General features: G+C 71.3%; 20 protein-coding genes. 11 read left to right on the top strand and 9 right to left on the bottom strand.

The window, feature by feature from the left end; all coding sequences use genetic code 11:
- Positions 1–68: 68 nt before the first annotated feature.
- Positions 69–3,212 carry an isoleucine--tRNA ligase gene (gene ileS / locus RNL97_RS07925; protein WP_313750518.1) on the bottom strand — a complete coding sequence of 1,048 codons (3,144 nt, stop codon included), beginning with the start codon at positions 3,210–3,212 and terminating at the stop codon, positions 69–71.
- 533 nt (positions 3,213–3,745) lie between these two features.
- Here ileS and RNL97_RS07920 point away from each other — a divergent pair.
- The 5 genes from RNL97_RS07920 to RNL97_RS07900 all read left to right on the top strand — a co-directional run bounded on the left by RNL97_RS07920 (position 3,746) and on the right by RNL97_RS07900 (position 8,259).
- A complete protein-coding gene (locus RNL97_RS07920; RefSeq protein WP_387978288.1) occupies positions 3,746–4,423 on the top strand; it encodes a TraR/DksA family transcriptional regulator in 678 nt (225 codons plus the stop codon).
- 59 nt (positions 4,424–4,482) lie between these two features.
- On the top strand, positions 4,483–5,073 hold the full coding sequence (gene lspA, locus RNL97_RS07915; RefSeq protein ID WP_030583391.1) for a signal peptidase II: 591 nt from the start codon (positions 4,483–4,485) through the stop codon (positions 5,071–5,073).
- 43 nt (positions 5,074–5,116) lie between these two features.
- Positions 5,117–6,058: an RluA family pseudouridine synthase gene (locus RNL97_RS07910; RefSeq protein ID WP_030583383.1), complete on the top strand. Its 942-nt coding sequence runs from the start codon at positions 5,117–5,119 to the stop codon at positions 6,056–6,058.
- Complete coding sequence (locus RNL97_RS07905; protein WP_030583380.1) at positions 6,055–6,540, top strand: GNAT family N-acetyltransferase; 486 nt, start codon at positions 6,055–6,057, stop codon at positions 6,538–6,540. The genes RNL97_RS07910 and RNL97_RS07905 overlap by 4 nt, the downstream gene beginning before the upstream one ends.
- 132 nt (positions 6,541–6,672) lie before the next feature.
- Positions 6,673–8,259, top strand: coding sequence for a Na+/H+ antiporter (locus RNL97_RS07900; protein WP_243313800.1), 1,587 nt, complete (start codon positions 6,673–6,675; stop codon positions 8,257–8,259).
- An 18-nt stretch (positions 8,260–8,277) separates the two neighbouring features.
- Here RNL97_RS07900 and RNL97_RS07895 read toward each other — a convergent pair whose 3' ends face one another.
- On the bottom strand, positions 8,278–9,423 hold the full coding sequence (locus RNL97_RS07895; protein ID WP_030583374.1) for a mechanosensitive ion channel family protein: 1,146 nt from the start codon (positions 9,421–9,423) through the stop codon (positions 8,278–8,280).
- A 52-nt stretch (positions 9,424–9,475) separates the two neighbouring features.
- Between RNL97_RS07895 and RNL97_RS07890 the strand changes: the two genes are divergently transcribed.
- Positions 9,476–10,054, top strand: a complete 579-nt coding sequence (locus RNL97_RS07890) for a dienelactone hydrolase family protein (RefSeq protein WP_313750516.1) — start codon at positions 9,476–9,478, stop codon at positions 10,052–10,054.
- 73 nt (positions 10,055–10,127) lie between these two features.
- Here RNL97_RS07890 and RNL97_RS07885 read toward each other — a convergent pair whose 3' ends face one another.
- From RNL97_RS07885 to RNL97_RS07875, 3 genes are all read right to left on the bottom strand, one after another.
- The gene (locus RNL97_RS07885; protein WP_030583368.1) at positions 10,128–10,943 is read right to left on the bottom strand and encodes a DsbA family protein; all 816 of its coding nucleotides are present in this window, start codon (positions 10,941–10,943) and stop codon (positions 10,128–10,130) included.
- Positions 10,944–11,006: 63 nt separating this feature from the next.
- Positions 11,007–11,735 (bottom strand): hypothetical protein, encoded by a 729-nt coding sequence (locus RNL97_RS07880; protein WP_313750515.1) that lies wholly within the window; start codon positions 11,733–11,735, stop codon positions 11,007–11,009.
- 37 nt (positions 11,736–11,772) lie between these two features.
- A complete protein-coding gene (locus RNL97_RS07875; RefSeq protein WP_030583363.1) occupies positions 11,773–13,122 on the bottom strand; it encodes a DUF2252 domain-containing protein in 1,350 nt (449 codons plus the stop codon).
- Positions 13,123–13,325: 203 nt separating this feature from the next.
- Between RNL97_RS07875 and dnaE the strand changes: the two genes are divergently transcribed.
- A complete protein-coding gene (gene dnaE / locus RNL97_RS07870) occupies positions 13,326–16,865 on the top strand; it encodes a DNA polymerase III subunit alpha (protein ID WP_313750514.1) in 3,540 nt (1,179 codons plus the stop codon).
- 105 nt (positions 16,866–16,970) lie between these two features.
- Here the strand turns inward: dnaE and RNL97_RS07865 are convergent, their stop codons facing one another.
- Complete coding sequence (locus tag RNL97_RS07865) at positions 16,971–17,150, bottom strand: hypothetical protein (protein WP_010057923.1); 180 nt, start codon at positions 17,148–17,150, stop codon at positions 16,971–16,973.
- 290 nt (positions 17,151–17,440) lie between these two features.
- Between RNL97_RS07865 and RNL97_RS07860 the strand changes: the two genes are divergently transcribed.
- From RNL97_RS07860 to RNL97_RS07845, 4 genes are all read left to right on the top strand, one after another.
- Positions 17,441–18,700: an NYN domain-containing protein gene (locus tag RNL97_RS07860; RefSeq protein WP_199814196.1), complete on the top strand. Its 1,260-nt coding sequence runs from the start codon at positions 17,441–17,443 to the stop codon at positions 18,698–18,700.
- Positions 18,701–18,828: 128 nt separating this feature from the next.
- Complete coding sequence (locus RNL97_RS07855) at positions 18,829–19,812, top strand: ABC transporter ATP-binding protein (RefSeq protein WP_030583354.1); 984 nt, start codon at positions 18,829–18,831, stop codon at positions 19,810–19,812.
- Positions 19,813–19,936: 124 nt separating this feature from the next.
- Positions 19,937–20,779 (top strand): ABC transporter permease, encoded by an 843-nt coding sequence (locus RNL97_RS07850; RefSeq protein WP_030583351.1) that lies wholly within the window; start codon positions 19,937–19,939, stop codon positions 20,777–20,779.
- A 114-nt stretch (positions 20,780–20,893) separates the two neighbouring features.
- Positions 20,894–21,616 (top strand): ABC transporter permease, encoded by a 723-nt coding sequence (locus tag RNL97_RS07845; protein WP_243313797.1) that lies wholly within the window; start codon positions 20,894–20,896, stop codon positions 21,614–21,616.
- Between the two features lie 61 nt (positions 21,617–21,677).
- Here the strand turns inward: RNL97_RS07845 and ybaK are convergent, their stop codons facing one another.
- From ybaK to RNL97_RS07830, 3 genes are read right to left on the bottom strand one after another with little or no spacing between them, the layout of a single operon-like run.
- Positions 21,678–22,178, bottom strand: a complete 501-nt coding sequence (gene ybaK, locus RNL97_RS07840; protein WP_313750513.1) for a Cys-tRNA(Pro) deacylase — start codon at positions 22,176–22,178, stop codon at positions 21,678–21,680.
- A 16-nt stretch (positions 22,179–22,194) separates the two neighbouring features.
- Positions 22,195–22,959 (bottom strand): LON peptidase substrate-binding domain-containing protein, encoded by a 765-nt coding sequence (locus tag RNL97_RS07835; protein ID WP_030583342.1) that lies wholly within the window; start codon positions 22,957–22,959, stop codon positions 22,195–22,197.
- 5 nt (positions 22,960–22,964) lie between these two features.
- A complete protein-coding gene (locus RNL97_RS07830; RefSeq protein WP_243313792.1) occupies positions 22,965–24,005 on the bottom strand; it encodes a hypothetical protein in 1,041 nt (346 codons plus the stop codon).
- Positions 24,006–24,129: the final 124 nt, after the last annotated feature.

Below are 24,129 nucleotides of genomic sequence, written 5' to 3'. Positions count from 1 at the left end.
GAGGGAGGACGTGGAAGGGCCCGCCGGAGCGAATTCCGGCGGGCCCTTCCCCTTGGTGCGGGCTACCCCTACCGCTTGCGGAGGCGGAACGTCAGCGCCAGGCCCTCGTCCTCGAACGGCGTGCCGTACGTCTCGTCCGCCTCGCCCTCCGCGTAGTCCACCGCCAGGACCTCCTCGGAGATCAGGGGGGCGTGCTCCGTGAGGGCCTCAGCCGTTGCCGGGGACGTCGTCGTCCAGCGGACGGCGATGCGGTCCGCCACATCCAGGCCGCTGTTCTTGCGGGCCTCCTGGATCAGGCGGATCGCGTCACGGGCCAGGCCCGCCCGACGCAGCTCGGGAGTGATCTCCAGGTCCAGGGCCACCGTCGCGCCCGAGTCCGAGGCGACCGACCAGCCCTCGCGCGGGGTCTCCGTGATGATCACCTCGTCGGGGGAGAGCGTGATCTGCTCGCCCTCCACCTCCACCGAAGCCGTGCCCTCGCGCAGGGCGAGGGAGAGCGCGGCCGCGTCCGCGTTCGCCACCGCCTTGGCCACCGCCTGCACGCCCTTGCCGAACCGCTTGCCCAGCGCCCGGAAGTTCGCCTTCGCCGTCGTGTCGACCAGCGAGCCGCCCACCTCGGAGAGCGAGGCCAGCGATGTGACGTTCAGCTCTTCCGTGATCTGGGCGCGCAGCTCGGGGGAGAGGGACTCGACGCCGTTCGCCGCGACCAGAGCACGGGACAGGGGCTGGCGCGTCTTCACGCCCGACTCGGCGCGCGTCGCACGGCCCAGCTCCACCAGGCGGCGCACCAGCGCCATCTGGGAGGAGAGGACCGGGTCGATCGCCGCGACCTCCGCCTTGGGCCACGACGCCAGGTGCACCGACTCCGGGGCGTCCGGCGTGACCGGCGTGATCAGGTCCTGCCACACCCGCTCCGTGATGAACGGGACCAGCGGGGCCATCAGCCGGGTCACGGTCTCGACGACCTCGTGCAGCGTGCGCAGGGCCGCCTTGTCGCCCTGCCAGAAGCGGCGGCGCGAGCGGCGTACGTACCAGTTGGAGAGGTCGTCCACGAACGTCGAGAGCAGCTTGCCGGCGCGCTGGGTGTCGTAGCCCTCCATCGCGACGGTCATCTGGTCGACCAGCGCGTTGAGTTCGCTCAGCAGCCAGCGGTCCAGGACCGTGCGGTCGGCCGGGGCCGGGTCGGCCGCCGACGGGGCCCAGCCCGACGTGCGCGCGTACAGGGCCTGGAAGGCGACCGTGTTCCAGTACGTCAGAAGCGTCTTGCGGACCACCTCCTGGATCGTGCCGTGGCCCACCCGTCGCGCCGCCCAGGGGGAGCCGCCCGCCGCCATGAACCACCGCACCGCGTCCGCCCCGTGCTGGTCCATCAGCGGGATCGGCTGGAGGATGTTGCCCAGGTGCTTGGACATCTTGCGGCCGTCCTCGGCGAGGATGTGGCCCAGGCAGACGACGTTCTCGTAGGACGACTTGTCGAAGACCAGCGTGCCGACCGCCATCATCGTGTAGAACCAGCCGCGGGTCTGGTCGATGGCCTCCGAGATGAACTGCGCCGGATAGCGGCTCTCGAAGATCTCCTTGTTCTTGTACGGGTAGCCCCACTGGGCGAACGGCATCGAACCCGAGTCGTACCAGGCGTCGATGACCTCCGGGACGCGGTACGCCTCCAGCTGGCAGTTCTCGTGCGTGCAGGTGAAGGTGATCTCGTCGATGAACGGGCGGTGGGGGTCGAGCGACGACTGGTCGGTGCCTGTGAGTTCGGTGAGTTCGGCGCGGGAGCCCACGCACGTCAGGTGGTTGTCCTCGCAGCGCCAGATCGGCAGCGGCGTACCCCAGTAGCGGTTACGGGACAGCGCCCAGTCGACGTTGTTGTTCAGCCAGTCGCCGAAGCGGCCGTTCTTGACCGAGTCCGGGAACCAGTTGGTCTTCTCGTTCTCCTGGAGGAGACGGTCCTTGATGGCCGTCGTCCTGATGTACCAGGACGGCTGCGCGTAGTAGAGCAGCGCCGTGTGGCAGCGCCAGCAGTGCGGGTAGCTGTGCTCGTACGGGACGTGGCGGAAGAGCTTGCCGCGCGCGTCCAGGTCCGCGGTGAGCGCCTCGTCGGCCTTCTTGAAGAAGACCCCGCCGACCAGGGGGACGTCCTCCTCGAAGGTGCCGTCCGGGCGGACCGGGTTGACCACCGGGAGGCCGTAGGAGCGGCAGACCAGAAGGTCGTCGGCGCCGAACGCGGGGGACTGGTGGACCAGGCCCGTACCGTCCTCGGTCGTGACGTACTCGGCGTTGACCACGTAGTGGGCCTCGGCCGGGAAGTCGACCAGCGTGAACGGGCGCTCGTAGGTCCAGCGCTCCATCTCGGCGCCGGTGAACGACTGGCCGGTCGTCTGCCAGCCCTCGCCGAGCGCCTTCTCCACCAGCGGCTCGGCGACGACGAGCGTCTCCTCGCCGTTCGTCGCGACGACGTAGCGGACCTCGGGGTGCGCGGCGACCGCCGTGTTGGAGACCAGTGTCCACGGCGTGGTCGTCCAGACCAGGAGCGCCGCCTCGCCGGCCAGCGGGCCGGAGGTCAGGGGGAAGCGGACGAAGACCGAGGGGTCGACGACCGTCTCGTAGCCCTGGGCCAGCTCGTGGTCGGAGAGGCCCGTGCCGCAGCGGGGGCACCAGGGGGCGACCCGGTGGTCCTGGACCAGCAGGTCCTTGGCGAAGATCTCCTTGAGCGACCACCACACGGAGTCCACGTACTCCGGGTCCATCGTGCGGTAGGCGTCGTCCAGGTCGACCCAGTAGCCCATGCGGGTCGTGAGCTCGGCGAACGCGTCGGTGTGCCGGGTCACCGAGTCGCGGCACTTGGCGTTGAACTCGGCGATGCCGAACGCCTCGATGTCCTTCTTGCCGTTGAAGCCCAGCTCCTTCTCCACCGCCAGCTCGACGGGCAGGCCGTGGCAGTCCCAGCCGGCCTTCCGGCCGACGTGGTAGCCCTGCATGGTGCGGAAGCGGGGGAAGACGTCCTTGAAGACGCGGGCCTCGATGTGGTGGGCGCCCGGCATGCCGTTGGCGGTGGGCGGGCCCTCGTAGAAGACCCACTCGGGGCGGCCCTCGGACTGGTCGAGGCTCTTGGCGAAGACCTTGTTCTCCCGCCAGAAGTCGAGCACGGCGTGCTCCAGCGCGGGCAGGTCGACCTGGGCGGGTACCTGGCGGTACTGCGGCGATGTCATGTGCGGCTTCCTCCGGCGGACGTCTTCCTCTTCCGTCGGAGGGACGAGAGCGTCTCGGCTCCCGCGGTACCACCCTCCTTGGCCCCGGGCGCAGCCCGTGGCCCCCTCATTGGGGTCGCGATGCCGGGTCTAGTGGCCTGGTGCCCGTGGGTGGCCCACGTGTCCCAGGCGTTCTTCCGGCGGCTCAGGGGTGATCTTCACATCGCGCTCGCCCCCGGGCTCCCACCGTCCCCGGGTCGCTGCTGGCTGCGTACGGCGCTACTCGTCCCGTCGATGCCTCTCGCTGGGGCCAGTGTACGGGCCCGTACGGGCGACGGCCGACCGGTTTATCGGGGGCGCGTGGCGTGACCCGAGTGGCGGGACGGGGTACAAGCACTTGCCGGCGAGGCCCGGGGGCCGGATTACCGGGCGGGGAGCTGGGAACAACGGAGGCAGGCGCGCCACGACCGGACACGGGGGAGGCGAGAGGGCGGCGTGCCCCGTTGCCGCGGGGCTGGAGTCGATTTATCGTCCCAGCACGATTCGCGAGCAAGATCACAATATGTGAAGGGGCCGCGGCCATGGTGGCGAAGAAGGCAGCGAAGAAGACGGTGAAGAAGGCCGCCGCCAAGAAGACCGCGGCCAAGAAGGCGGCGGCCGGCGACAAGCCCGCCGCCAGGAAGACCGCGAAAAAGGCCGCACCGGCGGCCACGGAGGCGGCCCGGGCCGCCGAGCAGACGGGAGCCCCCACGGTGGTAGCCAAGAAGAGCGCGAGTCGTCCCGCAGCAGGCGCACAGGCCACGGCCCCCGTGCCGCCCGCCCGTGCCGCCGCCCCGGACGAGCTGGCCGTGCGGCCCGGGGAGGACCCCTGGACGCCCGAGGAGGTCACCGAGGCCCGCACCCTGCTGACCAGCGAGATCCTGCGGCTCCGCAGTGAACTGGAGGCCTCCGGCGCGGCCCTCGCCGGGCTGATGCGGGACTCCGGCGACGGCGCGGGCGACGACGAGGCCGACACCGGCACCAAGAACATCACCCGCGAGCACGAGCTGTCGCTCGCCGCCAACGCCCAGGAGATGCTGGAGCAGACCGAGCGGGCGCTCGCCCGGCTGGAGGCGGGGACGTACGGGCTCTGCGAGATCTGCGGCAATCCGATCGGCAAGGCGCGCATGCAGGCCTTCCCCCGGGCCACCCTGTGCGTCGAGGACAAACAGAAGCAGGAGCGGCGCGGCTGATCCGCACAGGTGTGTCGTACCCTCATCCGAAGGCAGGCACCTAGGGTTGAGGGACTTACGTGGCAGAGGCGGAGCGCATCATCGGTACGCCGGACAATCCCGAGGCCGAGGGCACGGACGAAGACGGCAGCACGGCCGCCGACGCCGCCGTCAACGCGGGCCGGGGCAAGCGGAAGGTCCTCGTTCTCCTGAGCGTGGCCGTCGTGGCCTATCTGCTCGACCTGGTCACGAAGATGATCGTGGTCGCCAAGCTGGAGCACCAGCCGCCGATCGACATCATCGGCGACTGGCTGCAGTTCCGGGCGATCCGGAACGCGGGCGCCGCGTTCGGGTTCGGCGAGGCGTTCACCGTGATCTTCACCATCATCGCCGCCGGCGTGATCGTGGTGATCGTCCGGCTGGCCCGCAAGCTCTACAGCCTGCCGTGGGCCATCGCCCTGGGCCTTCTCCTGGGCGGTGCGCTCGGCAACCTCACCGACCGGCTCTTCCGGGCGCCCGGCGTGTTCGAGGGCGCGGTGGTCGACTTCATCGCCCCCAAGCACTTCGCCGTCTTCAACCTCGCCGATTCCGCCATCGTCTGCGGCGGCATCCTCATCGTGATCCTCTCCTTCAAGGGCCTGGACCCCGACGGGACCGTCCACAAGGACTGACCGGGCTGCACGGGGAGCGTGTCGCGCAAGGCATACTCGACTGGTGAGTACGCACCCCGAGATCCGCACCCTGCCCGTACCCGACGGCCTGGAGGGCGAGCGCGTCGACGCCGCCATCTCCCGGATGTTCGGTTTCTCCCGCACCAAGGCCGCAGAGCTGGCCGCCGCCGGGAAGGTCCAGGTGGACGGTTCGGTGGCCGGGAAGTCCGAGCGCGTCCACGGGGGTGCCTGGCTGGAGGTCGAGATGCCGGGGGCGCCCGCTCCCGTCCAGATCGTCGCCGAGCCCGTCGAGGGCATGGAGATCGTCCATGACGACGACGACATCGTCGTCATCATGAAGCCGGTCGGCGTCGCCGCCCACCCCAGCCCCGGCTGGACCGGCACCACCGTCATCGGCGGCCTCGCCGCCGCCGGCTACCGGATCTCGACGTCCGGCGCCGCCGAGCGCCAGGGCATCGTGCACCGCCTCGACGTCGGCACCTCCGGCCTGATGGTCGTCGCCAAGTCCGAACGCGCGTACACCCTGCTCAAGGCGCAGTTCCGCGACCGGGTCGTCGACAAGAAGTACCACGCCCTCGTCCAGGGCCACCCGGATCCGATGAGCGGCACCATCGACGCCCCCATCGGCCGCCACCCCAACCACGACTACAAGTGGGCGGTCACCGCCGAGGGCAAGCCGTCGGTGACCCACTACGACCTGATCGAGGCCTACCGCGCCGCCAGCCTCCTCGACATCAAGCTGGAGACCGGCCGCACCCACCAGATCCGGGTCCACATGTCCGCCCACCGCCACCCCTGCGTCGGCGACCTCACCTACGGCGCCGACCCGACGCTGGCCAAGCGCCTGGGGCTGACCCGGCAGTGGCTGCACGCCGTGCGCCTGGGCTTCGAGCACCCGAGCGACGGCGGCTGGGTGGAGTTCTCCAGCACCTACCCGGCCGACCTCCAGCACGCCCTCGACACCATCTCCGCGGAGAGCCAGTGACCGGCGCGCCGACCGCGTACAGCACGCGCAGGGCCGTGGAGGAGAGTGACCTGGCGGCCTGCTTCCAGGTCCGCAAGGACGTCTTCGTCGGCGAGCAGAACGTGCCCGAGGAGCTGGAGTACGACGCCTACGACGCGACCGCCGTGCATGTCCTGGCCGTCGCCGCCGACGGCACCGCCCTCGGCACCGGGCGGCTGCTGCACGGCGCGGACGCGGCAGGGAAGACGGGCGGCGACCCGGCCGTCGGCTCGCTGGGCCGGCTCGCCGTGAGCCGCCGGGCCCGCGGCCTCGGCGTCGGCGCGGCCCTCGTACGGGCCATCGAGGACGAGGCGCGCACGCTCGGCCTCGCCGCCGTCGACCTGCACGCCCAGACGCACGCCCTCGGCTTCTACGAGCGGCTCGGTTATGTCGCGTACGGCCCCGAGTTCCCCGACGCGGGCATGCCGCACCGGGCCATGCGGCGGGAGATCCGCCCGGCCTGAGCGCCGGAAACCGGGGGATCGAGCCGGGTCCCGGGGGGTATCCGCGGAAACGCGTACCCCCGCGTGGCAGGGTGGAAGCCCTGTTCGGCCGCTCGTGACCTGCCGGACCCGCACGCTCCGGAAGGCCCCTCCGTGGAACAGATGGCCCTGTTGCTCCTGCTGCTGCTCGGAGCCGTGGTCACGGTGCCGCTCGGCGACCGGCTGGGGCTGCCCGCGCCGGTGCTGATGACGCTCGCGGGCATCGCGATGGCGTTCACGCCGTTCGTGCCGAACGTGGACATCCCGCCGGAGATCATCCTTCCCGCGCTGCTTCCGCCGCTGCTCTACGCCACCGTGCAGCGCACCTCCTGGCGGCAGTTCGCCGCCAACAAACGCCCGATCTTCCTGCTGGCCGTGGCCCTCGTCTTCGTCTCCACGGCCGCCGTCGCCGCGGTCGCCAACTCGATCGTGCCAGGGCTGCCGATCGCCGCCGCCGTCGCGCTCGGCGCGCTCGTCGCGCCGCCCGACCCGGTCGCGGCGACGGCCGTCGCGGGCTCGGTGGGGCTGCCGCGCCGGCTGGTGTCGATCCTGGAGGGCGAGGGGCTCTTCAACGACGTGACCGCCATCGTGCTCTACCACGTGGCCATCGCCGCCGCCGTCAGCGGCACCTTCTCGCTCCCCGAGGCCTTCGGACTGCTGATCCTCTCCGCCGTCGTCGCGGTCGCCGTCGGCCTCGCGATCGGCTGGCTCACCATCAAGCTGATGAACCTGCTCGGCGACGCCACGCTCCAGGTCGGCCTGACCCTGCTGGTGCCGTTCGTCGCCTACGTCCTCGCGGAGGAGCTGGAGGGCTCCGGCGTGCTGGCCGTCCTGACCACCGCGCTCTTCCTCGCCGAGCACACCGCCGACGCCGACGACGTGCTGGGCCGGCTCACCGGGCGTACCTTCTGGGACATCGTCGACACCCTCGTCACCGGTGTCGCCTTCGGGCTGATCGGCCTGGAGCTGCACACCGTGTTCGGCACCGCCGACGGGCACGCCCTGGAGATGGTCGGCTGGGGGCTCGCGATCGTCGCCGTCGTCGTCGGGGTCCGGCTGCTGTGGCTGCTCCCCGCGACCTGGCTGGCCAAGCGGCTGCACACCCGCCGGGACGTCAGCGAGGAGATCCCCACCAGCTGGCGGGAGACCGTCGTGATGTGGTGGGCCGGTATGCGCGGGGTGGCCTCCGTCGCCCTGGCGCTGGCGATCCCGCTGGAGACCGACGACGGGCAGCCCTTCCCCGGCCGGGACGAGATCATCTTCATCGCGTTCGCCGTGATCATGGCCACCCTGGTCTTCCAGGGGCTCACCCTGCCCTGGCTGGTGCGCAAGCTGAAGGTCCGGGCCGACACCGCCGCCGAGGAGGCCCTGGAGCGGGACCTCGCGATCCGGGCCGCCAAGGCCGCCAAGTACCGGCTCAAGGAGATCCAGGAGGTCGAGGACTTCCCCGAGGAGGTCGTGGAGCGGCTCCAGCGCGCCGCGTACGACATCGGCGCCCGGATCAGCCCCGACATGATCGACGAGGAGCGGCGCGAGGCCTACGCCCAGCGCGCCAAACGCTTCAAGGCGATCAGCCGGGTCCAGCGCGAGATGATGTCGGCCGCCCGCCACGAGGTGCTCTCCGCGCGCAGCGAGCCCGGCTCCGACCCCGAGGTCGTGGACCGGGTGCTGCGGTATCTGGACTTCCGCTCCCTGCGGTGAGCCGGCCGGAGCCGGGGCTCAGCCGCGCCCCGTGCGCGGTGCCTTGGCGTCGTCCCGGTCGGCGAACGGCGCCGACCCGTTGCGGCCCGCCTTCGCCCCCGTCAGCTCCGCCCACTGCTCGCCCGGCGGCAGCGCGGCGGGCGCGGTGGCGATCCGCGGCAGAGCGTACGGATGGTGGTCGCGCAGCCAGCCGATCAGCTGCTCGCGCACCGCGCAGCGCACCGTCCAGATGTCGTCCGCGTCCTTCGCCGTCACCACGGCCCGTACCTGGATCGTGGACGGCGTCGTGTCCGTGACCGCCAGCGACCAGTCCCGGCCGTCCCAGGCGGCGATGTCACCGAGGATCTCCCGCAGCTTCTCCCGCATCGCGGCGACCGGGGCGGAGTGGTCGAGATGGAAGAAGACCGTGCCGGTCATCTGCACCCCGCCGCGCGACCAGTTCTCGAACGGCTGGCTGGTGAAGTACGAGACCGGCATCGTGATCCGCCGCTCGTCCCAGGTCCGTACCGCCAGGAACGTCAGGGTGATCTCGTCGATCGTGCCCCATTCACCGTCCACCACCACCGTGTCGCCGATCCGCACCATGTCGCCGAACGCGATCTGGAGCCCGGCGAAGAGGTTGCCCAGCGTCGACTGGGCGGCGACCCCCGCGACGATGCCGAGCAGACCAGCCGAGGCCAGCATCGACGTACCGACCGCCCGCATCGGGGGGAACGTCAGCAGCATCGCCGCGATGGCGACCACCGTCACCACCGCTATGACGACCCGCTGGATCAGCGTCACCTGCGTCCGGACCCGGCGGACCCGGGCCGGGTCGCGGGTGCCCGTGGCGTACCGGGCGTAACTGGCCTCCACGACCGTCGCCGCGATCCGCACGACCAGCCAGGCCGAGGCGCCGATCAGCACCAGGGTCAGGACCTGGCCGATCCCGGCCCGGTGCTCCCACACCCAGTCGATCTTCGTCTGACGGTAACTGCCGCGCAGCAACGCCGTGATGACCACCACCTGCAACGGTGGACGGCAGCGCCGCAGCAGCCCCCACAACGGGGTCTCGTGGTGACGGCTGTCGGCCCGCCGGAGCAGCAGGTCGACCAGCCAGCCGATCAGCAGGGTGATCACCACGGAACCGCCGATCACGAGCAGCGGGCGCAGCACGCTCTCCATTCGCTCGTCCTCCCAGGCGTAGGGCGGCCCTCAGCGGGTGCGAAATGGCACCATGGGCCTCATGAACATCATGCTTTTCCACTCGACGTACGGGCTCACGCCCGCCGTGCACGCAGCGGCCGCGCGCCTCAAGGACGCCGGCCACGAGGTGCGCGTGCCCGATCTGTTCGAGGGGCACACCTTTGACACGGTGGAAGAGGGCATGGCCTACAAGGACGAGATCGGCAAGGACGAACTGCTCAAGCGCGCGGTGCTTGCCGCCGCGCCCTACTCCGACCAGGGAATCGTCTACGCCGGCTTCTCCCTCGGCGCGGCGACCGCCCAGACCCTGGCGCTCGGCGACGCGAAGGCCCGGGGGCTGCTGCTGTTCCACGGCACCTCGGACATCGCCGAGAACGCCACGGTGGACGAGCTTCCCGTCCAGCTGCACGTCGCGGACCCGGACCCCTTCGAGTCCCACGACTGGCTGAACAGCTGGTACCTCCAGATGCAGCGCACCGGCGCGGACGTGGAGATCTACCGCTATCCCGGGGCCGGGCACCTGTTCACCGACCCCGATCGGCACGACTACGACCAGGCGGCCGCCGAGCAGACCTGGAAGGTCGCGCTCGGCTTCCTGGCCACGCTGTAGAAACGCGCGGAACCCGGCGTTCCCGGGCGGTCCGACCGCCCGGGAACGCCGGGTTCCACGGAGTTGCGAGGCGTTACGCCTTGAGCGCCTTGTCGATGGCCTTCGTGAACTCGTCGGCCGTCATGGGGGCGTTCTCGCTGCCCTCGGCCGTGATCTTCTTGTCGTCCATCATCACCGTCGGCGTGCCCTGCACCCCGCTCTTGTCGAAGGTCTTCGACATCTTCATCGCCCAGGCGTCGTACGTGCCGTCCTCGACGTTCTTCTGGAAGTCCTTGTTCCCCTTCAGCGCGTCCACCGAGTTCGCGACCTCGATCAGATAGCCGTCCTTGGCGAACTTGTCGTCGCTCTCCTCGGGGTGGAACTTCGCCGAGTACAGCGCGGCCTTGTACTCCATGAAGGCCTCGGGGCTCACGTCCAGCGCCGCACCGAGCGCGCTCAGGGCGTTCTTGGAGCCCTCGCCGTTGTCGGTGTTGTCGATGAAGGCCGCGCCGACGTACCGGACCTTGTACTTGCCGGCCTCGACGTCCTTCGCGACGGTCTCGCCGACGCCCTGCTCGAACGTGGCGCAGACCGGGCAGCGCGAGTCCTCGTACAGCTCCAGGGTCTTCTTCGCGCTCGACTTGCCGACGACCACGGTGGTGCCGTCCTTGCCCGAGGTGTTCTTCGGCGCGGTGACGTTCTTCGCGTCGGCGGCCGCCTCCCAGGCGTCCGGCTTGTTCAGCTGCATCACGCCGTAGCTGATGCCGCCGACCACGGCGAGGGCGGCGACGACCGAGACCGCCACGACGACCTGCTTGCGGGTCCTGTCCTTCTTGGCCTGGCGCTCGCGCTCGGCGCGCAGCCGCTCGCGGGCCGCCGCCTTGTTCGCCTGGGTGTTGCGCTTGCTCATGTCTGTTCTCCGTGTGTACGTGTGTGGGGAGCGGGGTGGTGCCGTCGTCGCGTCGCCGAGCCCTCAGGCAGCGGCGTGCATCGCGAGCGGCGGGCCCCTGCGTCCCACACAGTGCACGAGGAAACGGGTGGCCAGCGGCGGGTGCGGACGCCCGGCGGGCCGCGAGCGCCGGGCCGCGGCCCGCACCCCCGCGCGGACCACGGCGACCGCGGTCAGCAGCGGCCGGAACGCCAGCAGGGCCGCCGCGCGCACCAGCCCGGCCAGGGCTGCCTCGCCGCGCCGCAGCCAGGCCGCGGCGAGCAGCCCGACCGCCACATGGGCGACGAGCAGCAGCCACGGCACCGCGGGTCCGGGGTGGGCGAGGAGGGCCGCGGCGCGGTCGCCCGCGCCGGCCACATCGGCCAGCGGGGTGCCCACCGCACCGACGCCCGCGATCCGGGCGCCGCCCGTGCCGACCTCGCCGCCGCCGCACAGCACGTCGAAGCCCACCGCGCGCAACGGGCCCGCGACCGGGCCGCCGGCCGCCCCGTAACAGAGGTTCTGGCCCGTGGTGAAGAGCGTGTCGGCGGCCAGCTCCAGCGGGACCAGCAGCCCCGCGATCGCTCCGAAGCCCCGCTCCCGGCCCGCCAGCGCATAGGCCGCGGCGAAGACCGCGGCGGCCAGCAGGGCGACCGCGGTCAGTGGCAGCGGCACTCCGGAGAGGAGCACATGGGACGCCGTGGACAGGGTGACGACGAGCGCGGCGAAGACCGCCGCGCGCGCGACCCTGAGCTGCGTCCCTGAGATGTCCATCGCCGGAAAGTGTGTCATGCGCGGAGGTAAGCGGACCTTAAAAGAGGCTGAGAGTCTCGCCCTGGAGGCCCGGGATCCGGCCGTTGCGGAAGAGGTCCACGAAGATCTGGTGGTCCGCGCGAGCCCGCGCCCCGTAGCTGTGGGCGAAGTCGACCAGCAGCGGTGCGAAGCCCTCCTCGTCGGCCGCGATGGCCGCGTCGATCGCCCGCTCCGTGGAGAACGGCACCAGCGAGTGGCCGCTCTCGTCGTCCGCCGCCGCGTGCATCGTGGCCGTCGCCCGGCCCAGGTCCGCGACGACCGCCGCGATCTCGTCCACCTCGTCGATGTCGGACCAGTCCAGGTCGACCGCGTACGGAGAGACCTCGGCGACCAGCTGGCCCGCCCCGTCCAGCTCGGTCCAGCCCAGCCACGGGTCCGCGTGCGCCTGCAGCGCCCGCTGCGAGATCACCGTGCGGTGCCCCTCGTGCTGGAAGTACTCCCGCACGGCGGCGTCCGTGATGTGCCGGGAGACGGCCGGGGTCTGCGCCTGCTTGAGGTAGATCACCACATCGTTCTCCAGGGCGTCGCTGTTGCCCTCCAGAAGGATGTTGTACGAGGGCAGCCCGGCCGATCCGATGCCGATGCCCCGGCGGCCCACCACGTCCTTGACCCGGTAGGAGTCGGGGCGGGTGAGGCTCGACTCCGGCAGCGTCTCCAGATAGCCGTCGAACGCGGCGAGCACCTTGTAGCGCGTCGCGGCGTCGAGGTCGATCGACCCGCCGCCGTCCGCGAACCGGCGCTCGAAGTCCCGGATCACCGTCATCGAGTCCAGCAGCGAGAACCGGGTGCGCGAGCGGGCGGCGCGCAGCGCGCCCAGCAGCGGGCCGTCCGCGGTGTCCAGCGTGAACGGCGGCACCTCGTCGTTCTTCGCGCCCGTCGCCAGCGCGCGGATCCGCTCGCGGTAGGCGGTGGCGAAGACGCCGACCAACTCGGTGATCTGCTCGTCGGCGAGCGCCTTCGCGTAACCGATCAGCGCCACGGAGGCGGCGAACCGCTTCAGGTCCCAGGTGAACGGGCCCACGTACGCCTCGTCGAAGTCGTTGACGTTGAAGACGAGGCGGCCGTTGGCGTCCATGTAGGTGCCGAAGTTCTCCGCGTGCAGATCGCCGTGGATCCACACCCGACCGGTGCGCTCGTCCAGGAACGGGCCGCCGTGCCGCTCCCGCTCCAGGTCGCTGTAGAACAGGCAGGCCGTGCCGCGGTAGAAGGCGAAGGCCGAGCCCGCCATCTTGCGGAACTTGACCCGGAAGGCGGCCGGATCGGCGGCCAGCAGCTCCCCGAAGGCGGTGTCGAAAACGGCGAGAATCTGCTCCCCGCGCTGCGCTGCGCCGGTCTGCGTTTCCGACATTTCTTACTGCCTCCTGCGGTAGCTGGTGTGTGGGGTCGAACCCTGGATCCATGTGACCGAGTACATGACAAAACGGACACGTGTTCCGCCCTCTCCAACGCTCGGCGGAAGCCGGGAGTGCCCGTCGTTCGACTCCGTCACGTCGTAGACTTCCACGCTGTCCCCCCGTCCGTCATCGCCCGACTTCCCGGAGGCCCGACGCCGTGACCAAGCCGCCCTTCACGCACCTGCACGTTCATACCCAGTACTCGCTGCTGGACGGTGCGGCGCGGCTCAAGGACATGTTCGAGGCGGCCAACGAGATGGGCATGACGCACATCGCGATGACCGACCACGGCAACCTCCACGGGGCCTACGACTTCTTCCACTCGGCGAAGAAGGCGGACGTCACACCGATCATCGGCATCGAGGCGTACGTCGCCCCCGAGTCGCGCAAGCACAAGCGCAAGGTGCAGTGGGGGCAGCCGCACCAGAAGCGCGACGACGTGTCCGGTTCCGGTGGTTACACCCACAAGACGATCTGGGCGGCGAACAAGACCGGGCTGCACAACCTCTTCCGGCTCTCCTCCGACGCGTACGCCGAGGGCTGGCTCCAGAAGTGGCCCCGGATGGACAAGGAGACCATCTCCCAGTGGTCCGAGGGGCTCATCGCCTCCACCGGCTGCCCTTCGGGCGAGGTGCAGACCCGGCTGCGGCTCGGCCAGTTCGACGAGGCGGTGCAGGCGGCCTCCGACTACAAGGACATCTTCGGCGAGGGCAAGTACTTCCTGGAGCTGATGGACCACGGCATCGAGATCGAGCGCCGGGTCCGCGACGGGCTGCTGGAGATCGGCAAGAAGCTGAACATCCCGCCGCTCGTCACCAACGACTCCCACTACACGTACGCCCACGAGGCCACCGCCCACGACGCCCTGCTCTGCATCCAGACCGGCAAGAACCTCTCCGACCCCGACCGCTTCCGCTTCGACGGCACCGGCTACTACCTGAAGACGACGGACGAGATGTACGCCGTCGACTCGTCCGACGCCTGGCAGGAGGGGTGCCGCAACACCCTCCTGGTCGCCCAGCAGATCGACACCACCGGCATGTTCGAGGCGAAGAACCTCATGCCGAAGTTCGAGATCCCCGAGGGCTTCACGGAGATCACCTGGTTCCAGGAGGAGGTTCGGGCCGGCATGGCCCGCCGCTTCCCGAACGGGGTCCCCGACGACCGGCAGAAGCAGGTCGAGTACGAGATGGACATCATCATCCAGATGGGGTTCCCGGGGTACTTCCTGGTCGTCGCCGACTTCATCATGTGGGCCAAGAACAACGGCATCGCGGTCGGCCCCGGCCGTGGCTCCGCCGCCGGTTCGATCGTGGCGTACGCCATGGGCATCACCGACCTCGACCCGATCGAGCACGGGCTGATCTTCGAGCGGTTCCTCAACCCCGAGCGCGTCTCCATGCCCGATGTCGACATCGACTTCGACGAGCGTCGGCGCGTCGAGGTGATCCGGTACGTCACCGAGAAGTACGGCGCCGACAAGGTCGCCATGATCGGCACGTACGGCAAGATCAAGGCGAAGAACGCCATCAAGGACTCCGCCCGCGTGCTGGGCTACCCGTACGCGATGGGCGACCGGCTCACCAAGGCCATGCCCGCCGACGTCCTCGGCAAGGGCATCGACCTCAACGGCATCACCGACCCCAAGCACCCGCGCTACAGCGAGGCGGGCGAGATCCGTGGGATGTACGAGAACGAGCCGGACGTCAAGAAGGTCATCGACACGGCCAAGGGCGTCGAGGGCCTGGTCCGGCAGATGGGTGTGCACGCCGCCGGCGTCATCATGTCCAGCGAGCCGATCGTCGACCACGCGCCCGTCTGGGTCCGGCACACCGACGGCGTCACCATCACGCAGTGGGACTACCCGCAGTGCGAGTCGCTCGGCCTGCTGAAGATGGACTTCCTCGGCCTGCGCAACCTGACGATCATGGACGACGCCATCAAGATGGTGAAGTCCAACAAGGGCGTCGACCTGGAGATGCTCTCCCTGCCGCTGGACGACCCCAAGACGTACGAACTGCTCTGCCGCGGTGACACGCTCGGCGTCTTCCAGTTCGACGGCGGGCCCATGCGCTCCCTGCTCCGCCAGATGCAGCCCGACAACTTCGAGGACATCTCCGCCGTCTCGGCCCTCTACCGGCCGGGCCCGATGGGAATGAACTCGCACACGAACTACGCGGAGCGCAAGAACGGCCGCCAGGAGATCACCCCGATCCACCCGGAGCTGGAGGAGCCCCTCAAGGAGGTCCTCGGCCTCACCTACGGCCTGATCGTCTACCAGGAGCAGGTCCAGAAGGCCGCCCAGATCGTCGCCGGGTACTCGCTCGGCGAGGCCGACATCCTGCGCCGCGTGATGGGCAAGAAGAAGCCCGAGGAGCTGGCGAAGAACTTCGTCCTCTTCGAGAAGGGCGCCAAGGAGAAGGGCTTCTCCGACGAGGCGATCAAGGCCCTGTGGGACGTCCTGGTGCCGTTCGCCGGGTACGCGTTCAACAAGGCGCACTCCTCGGCGTACGGCCTGGTCACCTACTGGACCGCCTACCTCAAGGCGAACTACCCCGCCGAGTACATGGCCGCCCTGCTGACCTCGGTCAAGGACGACAAGGACAAGTCCGCGGTCTATCTCAACGAGTGCCGCCGCATGGGCATCAAGGTGCTCCCGCCGAACGTCAACGAGTCGCTGTCCAACTTCGCCGCCCAGGGCGACGACGTGATCCTCTTCGGCCTGACCGCCGTCCGCAACGTCGGCCAGAACGTCGTCGACTCGATCATCCGCTCCCGCAAGGCGAAGGGGAAGTACAGCAGCTTCCCCGACTTCCTGGACAAGGTCGAGGCGGTCGTCTGCAACAAGCGCACCATCGAATCGCTCATCAAGGCCGGCGCCTTCGACGAGATGGGCCACACCCGCAAGGGCCTCGTCGCCCACCACGAGCCGATGATCGACAACGTGGTCCAGGTCAAGCGCAAGGAGGCCGAGGGACAGTTCGACCTCTTCGGCGGCATGGGCGAGGAGGAGAGCGACGAGCCGGGCTTCGGCCTGGACGTGGAGTTCTCCGACGTCGAGTGGGAGAAGTCCTACCTGCTCGCCCAGGAGCGGGAGATGCTCGGCCTGTACGTCTCCGACCACCCGCTCTTCGGCCTGGAGCACGTACTGTCCGACAAGGCCGACGCCTCCATCTCCCAACTCACCGGCGGGGACTACGGCGACGGCTCCGTCGTCACCGTCGGCGGCATCATCTCCGGCCTCCAGCGCAAGATGACCAAGCAGGGCAACGCCTGGGCCATCGCCACCGTGGAGGACCTGGCGGGCTCCATCGAGTGCATGTTCTTCCCCGCCACCTACCAACTGGTCTCCACCCAGCTCGTCGAGGACACCGTCGTCTTCGTGAAGGGACGCCTCGACAAGCGCGAGGACGTGCCCCGGCTCGTCGCCATGGAGATGCAGGTCCCCGACATCTCCAACGCCGGGACCAACGCCCCGGTCGTGCTCACCATCCCCACCGTGAAGATCACCCCGCCCATGGTCACCCGGCTCGGCGAGGTGCTCAGCCACCACCGGGGCGACACCGAGGTACGCATCAAGCTCCAGGGCCCCCGCAAGACCACCGTCCTGCGCCTGGACCGGCACCGGGTCAAGGCCGACTCGGCGCTCTTCGGCGACCTGAAGGTGCTGCTCGGCCCGTCCTGCCTGGCCGGCTGAGCCCCGGCCGGATCACCCGGACAACGACGAGAGGGGCGCCCCGCCGGTGCGGGACGCCCCTCTCGCTGTCTTCAACGCCTGTCACTACCGCAAGCGGCCGACGGGTCAGTTGTGGCCGAAGCGTCGCTGATGCTTGCGCGCCACGTCGGACGGGCTGCCCTGGGCCTGCGCCTGCGGCTGGTTCTGGGACTCGAACGCCGTCGACTTGGCCTGCTCCGCGCTACGCTCCGACGCGGACGCGCGGTCGTGCTGGCTGCCCTGCTTGCGGTTCTTGTTCTTGGCCATGATGAATGCCTCCTGTGGGGAATCCTGGGGGGCCAGGACCGCTGTCAGACTCACATAGCGCCGCAAACACCGCATGTTGGATCATTACCGTGCGTAGCGGTTTCCGCGGCGGCCCCGTCCCGCGCGCCTTCTTCCTTCCTTTTCCGCTTCCTTTCCGGATCCGCCACGCCGATGATCCAGTTCCGGCCGTTAACCCCTGTGCGGTCGGGCAGACTCGAAGGAAACCCTGGGTAAGCGGACCCGGTCATCGGGGAACGGGCCGCTGAACCGTTCCCGAGTTCTGGAAGAGGGTGGAACGCGTGGACCGATGCGTCGTCCTGGTGGACGCCGGCTACTTGCTGGGCGCAGCCGCGAGCCTGCTGGCCGGAGAGCCCGCCCGTTCCCGCATCACCGTCGACCACGCCGCCCTCATCCAGGGACTGCGCGAGCGGGCCGAGGCCGACACCCAGCAGCCCCTGCTGCGCATCTACTGGTTCGACGGCGCCCCCGACCGGGTGCCGCAGCCCGAACACCGCCGGCTCCGCGTGATGCCCCGGGTGACCGTGCGGCTGGGCGCCCTGACCCGCAGCGACGGACGCTGGGCCCAGAAGGGCGTCGACGCCGCCATGCACGCCGAACTCACCGAACTGGCCAGGAACCGGGCCTGCTCCGACGTGGTCCTGGTGACCGGCGACGGCGATCTGCTGCCCGGCCTGATGTCCGCCAAGGAGCACGGGGTCGCCGTCCACCTCTGGGCCGTACAGGCCGCCGACGGCGACTACAACCAGTCCGAGGACCTCGTCGCCGAGGCCGACGAACGGCGGGTCCTCGACCGGGTCTGGATCACCAAGGCCGTACGCGCCAAGGACCTCGGCGGCGCCTGCGCCCCGCAGCCCGCCACCCGCCCCGAGATCGCCGCGATCCTCTCCGCGCCGTTGCCCGAGGCCGCCCTCGCCGCCTCCGCCGAACGCGCCTCCGAGGCCCAGGCCGCCGCGGCCCGGTCGAGCGCACCGGATCCGGCCGAGAGCGCACCCGCCGCCACCGGCACGCCCACCGCCGGCCACAAAGGCGTGCCGACCCCCAAGGATCTGGCCGCGCTGCGCGCCCACGCCACCCACCCGGACCGCCAGCAGCCGGCCCAGCCCGCGGGCGCCACGCTGCGCTGGTCCTCCGACAAGGGGTGGGTGGAGCGCGGCGGCCCCCTCGGCGAGCCCGCCGAGACCGCGTCCCTGCCGACCCTCGCCCAGGTCACCAGCGCCGAACAGCGCTGGGCCGACCGCGAGGAGGACATCACCACGGTCGGCGGCGACCCCTTCGAAGTCGGCCAGGTCTTCGCCCGCCGCTGGATGGAACGCCTCCCGGAAAGCGTCCACCTGCAGAAGCTCTCCACCATGTACCCGCGCATCCCGCACCGGATCGACGGCGAACTCCTGCGGTACGCGGCCCGCTTCGGACTCCTCGCCCACAAGGACGACCAGATCGACGAGCACGACCGCTACGCGATCCGGGCCGGCTTCTGGCGGGAGATCGACGTACGGGCCGCCGCCGAGCACGTACCGGCGGGGGAGTAGCCGGGGAAGCCGCCGTCCTCCCGGGCGGCGACGCGGGGTGGCCCCGGGCGCGAACCGGGGCATGTGACCCCGTACCCTCGTACCTCGTGAGTACGGGCACAGCACAGGCGCAGCGGGGCACCGGCACCGTGTGCGTGGTGCGCGATCTGGTCAAGACCTACCCCGCGACCCGCGGCCGCCGGGGCGCACCCGCGACGCCCGGGGTCCGCGCCACGGACGGCATCGGCCTGGACGTCGAGCGCGGCGAGATCTTCGGTCTGCTCGGCCCCAACGGCGCCGGCAAGTCGACCCTGGTCCGCCAGCTCACCGGGCTGATGCGGCCCGACTCCGGCAGCGTCGAGGTGCTGGGCCACGACCTCGTACGCCACCCCGAGCGGGCCTCCCGGCTGATCGGCTACCTCGGCCAGGAGTCCACCGCCCTCGACGAGCTGACCGTCTCCCTCGCCGCCGAGACCACCGGCCGGCTGCGCGGCCTCTCCGTGCAGGACGCCCGCGCCGAGCGCGACGCCGTCCTGGAGGAGCTGGGCCTCACCGCGATCGCCGGGCGTCCCCTGAAGAAGCTCTCCGGCGGCCAGCGCCGGCTCGCCTGCTTCGCCGCCACCCTCGTGGGAGACCGGCCCGTCCTGGTCCTCGACGAACCGACCACCGGCATGGACCCGGTCGCCCGCCGGGCCGTCTGGGCCGCCGTCGACCGCCGCCGGGCGGAGCGCGGGGCCACGGTCCTGCTGGTCACCCACAACGTGATCGAGGCCGAGACCGTCCTCGACCGGGTCGCCGTCCTCGAACGCGGCCGGGTCATCGCCTGCGACACCCCCGCCGGGCTCAAGGAACGGGTCGCCGGGGAGGTCCGTGTCGAGCTGGTCTGGCGCGAACGGGCTCCGCTGGACGTCCCCGAGGTGGCGGCGCTGCGGGCCTCCGCCCAGGAGTCCGGACGGCGCTGGGTGCTGCGGCTCGGGCCGGACGAGGCACGGGCCGCGGTCGCCGCGGTGACGGGCGGCGCGGCCTTCGCCGCGCTCGACGATTTCACCCTGGCCACCCCCAGCCTGGAAGATGTCTACCTCGCGCTCGGGGGAGACGCCGGCGACGCGACCGAGGGGCTGGTGAAGGCGTGAGAGGCGTACGTGTCGTGGAGAACGTGAACGCGCCGGGCGCGGGGGACGTACTCGACAAGGGGAACGGGCCGGACGTGCTGGACGGGTTCGACGTGGTGGATGTGTCTAAGGGGAGCGGCCTCAGGTGACGAGCATCATTCCGGCCACGGCCGCGGCGACGCGTACCGGGCCAGCGCCCGGCCCCTCCGGCACCGGTCCCGCCTGTACCGCCACGGCGCCCCTCGCCCCGCGCGCCCGGCTGCTGCCCTCGCTGGCCGCCGTCTACCGCGCCCAGCTCTCCCGGGCGCGCGTCGCCCGGATCCCGCTGCTCTTCGTGGCGACCTTCCAGTCCGTCGGCATCATGATCCTGATGCGGGGGGTCGTGGACGGGGGCGCGGAGGCCCGCGCGGTGGTCGCGGGATCCAGCGTCCTGGTCGTCGCGTTCGTCGCGCTCAACCTGCTCGCCCAGTACTTCGGGCAGCTGCGGGCGAGCGGCGGGCTCGACCACTACGCCACCCTGCCCGTGCCGCCCGCCGCGGTGGTGCTCGGGGCGGCCGCCGCGTACGCCTCGTTCACCGCGCCCGGCACGGTCTTCACCGCGATCACCGGAAGCGTGCTGTTTCAGCTGCCGATGACGCACCTGTGGGTCCTGGTCGCCGTCGTCCCGCTCTCCGGCGCCGCCCTGGCCGGGCTCGGAGCGGCTCTCGGGCTGCTCGCCCCGCGCCCGGAGCTGGCGACCCTGCTGGGCCAGCTGGGGATGTCCGCCGCCCTGCTCCTCGGCGTGCTGCCGGCCGAGCGGCTGCCGCAGCCGGTGGTGTGGGCGCGCGACCTGCTGCCCTCGACATACGGGGTCGAGGCGCTGGCCCGGTCCTTCGACGCCCGCCCGGACTGGGGGATCATCGCCTTCTTCCTCGCGATCTGCGCGGCGGTGGGGGTGCTCTCACTGGCCGTTGCGACGTGGGCCTACCGGCGGGCCGCCGTACGGTAGGGCCGTCTCCTCCCCTTTCCCCCCGCGTCCGGTTCGGGCCGCCCGAACTCCCGTCCGGCGTGTCCGGGCGGGAGCCCTGGCCCGGGTGCGGTATCCGGTGAGGCGCCGCACAGGGTGGCCTGGCACGATGGCACGGTGACCGCACCTCTGACGCCGCCTCACCAGCCCGGCCCCCACGATCCCTGGCAGGCCCCGCCCTCCGGCTCCCACCTCGTGCCCTCCCCGGGTGCGCCGGACGACCCGGACACGGCCACGGAGCTCCGTCAAGCCGCCGTCGTCGCGGCCCTCGTCGCGGTCTCTGGCCTCGCCCTCGGGCTGCTGTGGCTCTGGCTCGCGCCGCGCGTTCCGCTGGTCTCCGACGACACGGCGGTCTTCCTCAAGAACAGCGAGGGCGAGGAGGCGATCGGGGCGGACGGCACGTTCGTCCTGCTGGCCATCGGCTTCGGCGTGCTCTCGGCGGCCCTCGTCTTCTGGCGGCTGCGCCGCGGGGGCGTTCTCGTGGTCGTCGGTCTGGCGCTGGGCGCGGTGCTCGCCTCGCTGATCGCGTGGCGCGTCGGAATCTGGCTGGGGCCGTCGTCCGACGTGGTGGGGCGGGCCCGGGAGGCGGGGCAGGGCGTGACGTTCGACGCTCCGCTGGAGCTGCACACGGTGTGGGTGGCGGTGCTGGCGTGGCCGTTCGCGGCGATGGGGATCCATCTGCTGCTGACGGCGGCGTTCGGGCCGAGGGATGTGGAGTCGGACTGGCCGGGGTATCCGGGGTACTACGACGGTCCCGTGCAGGGGCCCCTGGCGGGGCCGCCCTCAGGACCGTCGTCCGCGGGTGGTGGGACGGCCTAGGCCGCCTGCGGCGGGCTCTCGGGGCTCCGCTCCTCCATCGCCGGCGATGGAGGAGCGGTTTTCAGCTCCGCGCGATCTCCGCGAACGTCGCCCCCGTCAGCTCCGCCAGGTCCGTCGCCGACAGTTCGACCTCCAGGCCCCGGCGTCCCGCCGAGACGCAGATCGTGGCGTGCGTCCGTGCCGACGCGTCCAGCACCGTGCGCAGGCGCTTGCGCTGGCCCAGGGGGGAGATGCCGCCCCGGACATAGCCCGTCGTGCGTTCCGCTGCCGCCGGGTCCGCCATCGTGGCGCGTTTGCCGCCCACCGCGGCTGCCAGGGCCTTGAGGTCCAGGGAGCCGGCCACCGGGACCACCGCGACCGTCAGCGCGCCGTCCACGTCCGCGACCAGGGTCTTGAAGACCCGGTCGGGGGAGACGCCCAGGGCCTCGGCGGCCTCCTCGCCGTAGGACGGGGACGCCGGGTCGTGGTCGTAGGCGTGGACCGTGAACGCGGTGCCCGCCGCCGTCAGGGCGACCGTGGCGGGGGTGCCGCCCGGCTGGTTCTTCTTGGATTTCTTCGCCAACGGGGGCCGGTCCTCGTCAGTTGGGGTGGGTGGGGGCCCGCGTCAGGTCCGTCGCCGGCAACGAGGGCAGGTGCCGGATGACCGCCGTCTCCTTGCGCAGCAGCGTCAGCTCCTCGCGCAGCCGGGTCGCGGTGTCCGGGGCCTGGAGCAGACGCTGTCTGGTGGGGACGTCCAGGACCGTGGCCGCCGCGACCAGGTAGGAGATCACGGACGGGTCGTCGGGGAGGTCCGCGCCGGTCGCCAGCGAGCGTTCGCTCGCCCCGGCCAGCCGCTTCTGGTACGAGCGGAAGGCCCGCAGAACGCCCTCCGCCAGGGCTCCGGCCTCGTCGGCCTCGTCCCCTGCGGGCGGCTCTTCGGCCAGGTCCTCGACCTCGGCGGTCAGATACGGGCCGTCCGCTTCGACGGACAGCAGCCTGACCCGGGTGGTGCCGGTGGCCAGGACCTCGAAGCTGCCGTCGGCGCGCTCGCGGATCGTCGCCGCGTCGGCGACGCAGCCGACCCGGTGGAAGGTCTGGATCGGATCGGGGCCGAACCCGTCCGCCGGGGCGCGCTCGGCGGGCGCGGCCGCCGCGCCCGTGTCCGGCATGCCGGTGGCCGTCGGGGCGATCTCGCGGCCGTCGCGGATCGCCACCACGACGAAGCGGCGAGGTTCGTCCTCGTCGCTCTTCAGCAGCTCCCGCATCATGGCGCGATATCGCTCTTCGTAGACGTTGAGCGGCAGCACCAGGCCGGGGAACAGCACCGCGTTGAGCGGGAAAAGGGGAAGGCGGGCGGTGGTCACAACGCTCAAGCGTAATGGCCCCTGGGGCGGCCGTGACCGGTCCGGTCGCGGAGCGGGGTCAGGGAGGCCACCTGGAGGCGTGCGCCGTCCCGCGCGTCCAGGAAGCGGCCGAGCGCGTCCTCGGACACCGACGACCACGGGAACGACGTCGCGTGCAGGCCGATCAGGTTGAACTGGTGCAGCGCCTCCGCCCAGCGGCCCCGGGCGAGCAGGACGTACGCGAGGAGGTTGCGGACCTCGGCCGGCCAGGGATCGCCGGGCCGGTAGGCGGCGGAGAGCTTGATCGCCAGATCGGCCGCCGCGTCGACCCGCTCCTCCAGTACGGAGGTGGTCCGGCCCGCCGCCTGGGAGTCCAGGAGCAGCGCGAAGGCCGCCCGGACCGGCAGGGCCTGCACCAGCGAGTCGGGCAGCGCGTCCGCCGCGGCCTGCTCGGCGAAGTCGAAGCACTCGCGGTGCGAGCCGTACCAGGCGGCGGAGAGATAGCGCAGCGCCGCCACATGGCAGCCGTAGTGGTGCGCTGAGCGCCGTACGGCCTGCTCCCACAGCGACTCGAAGGCGGTGTGCGTGGCGTGGGTGCCGCGCGCGTGGTCCAGGGCGAGGCGCCACGGCACGGGGTCGCGCGGGTCCGCGTCGGCGGCCGCGGTGATCAGCGGGCCGACCTCGCGGAGCCGTTCCGCGCGGGCGGGCGACTCCCAGGCCCGGCGGACCGACAGCTCGGCCTTGACCAGCAGCGCGTCCGGATCGCGGGGGGCGGCGGCCAGCCAGTCGAGGAGCCAGCCGTCCCGGCCGCGGGCGAAGGCGACGAGCCGGCCGAGATAGCGGTCCCGGTTCTCCCAGTCGGCGGCGTCCCGGGTGGTGGCGAGCAGCTTGGCGGCCGGTTCGTGGTCGCCCAGGGCAGCGGCGACCAGCGCGGGAGAGAGCCGCTCGTCGGGGGCGTCGAGCAGCACCGCGTCATCCGCGGACAGTCCGGCGGACAGCGGAGGGCTGTGCCGGATCATGCGCGCGGTACTGAGCAGAGCGCGAAGGAAAGCCATGGTGCAGACCATTGAAAAGCGCTGGTGAGGGCCGCGCCAGAGGCGTGCTGTGAAGCTTCTGTGCCGAGTGAATGGGTTGTATCGGGCCTGGTCAAGAAAGGGCAAAGGAAATGCCCGCCGTTGGCTTGATTGCATC

It is taken from the genome of Streptomyces parvus, assembly GCF_032121415.1.
GTDB lineage: Bacteria > Actinomycetota > Actinomycetes > Streptomycetales > Streptomycetaceae > Streptomyces > Streptomyces globisporus_A.
Note: the sequence above shows the minus strand (reverse complement) of the source record. Positions and strands in the feature narration are given on the sequence as shown.

Coding starts and splice junctions, on each gene's coding strand:
- RNL97_RS07865 (WP_010057923.1), bottom strand. CDS start 17,150: ATGGCCAAGAACAAGAACCGCAAGCAGGGCAGCCAGCACGACCGCGCG.
- RNL97_RS07885 (WP_030583368.1), bottom strand. CDS start 10,943: ATGAGCAAGCGCAACACCCAGGCGAACAAGGCGGCGGCCCGCGAGCGG.
- RNL97_RS07875 (WP_030583363.1), bottom strand. CDS start 13,122: ATGTCGGAAACGCAGACCGGCGCAGCGCAGCGCGGGGAGCAGATTCTC.
- ileS (WP_313750518.1), bottom strand. CDS start 3,212: ATGACATCGCCGCAGTACCGCCAGGTACCCGCCCAGGTCGACCTGCCC.
- RNL97_RS07890 (WP_313750516.1), top strand. CDS start 9,476: ATGGGCCTCATGAACATCATGCTTTTCCACTCGACGTACGGGCTCACG.
- RNL97_RS07895 (WP_030583374.1), bottom strand. CDS start 9,423: ATGGAGAGCGTGCTGCGCCCGCTGCTCGTGATCGGCGGTTCCGTGGTG.
- RNL97_RS07880 (WP_313750515.1), bottom strand. CDS start 11,735: ATGGACATCTCAGGGACGCAGCTCAGGGTCGCGCGCGCGGCGGTCTTC.
- RNL97_RS07830 (WP_243313792.1), bottom strand. CDS start 24,005: ATGGTCTGCACCATGGCTTTCCTTCGCGCTCTGCTCAGTACCGCGCGC.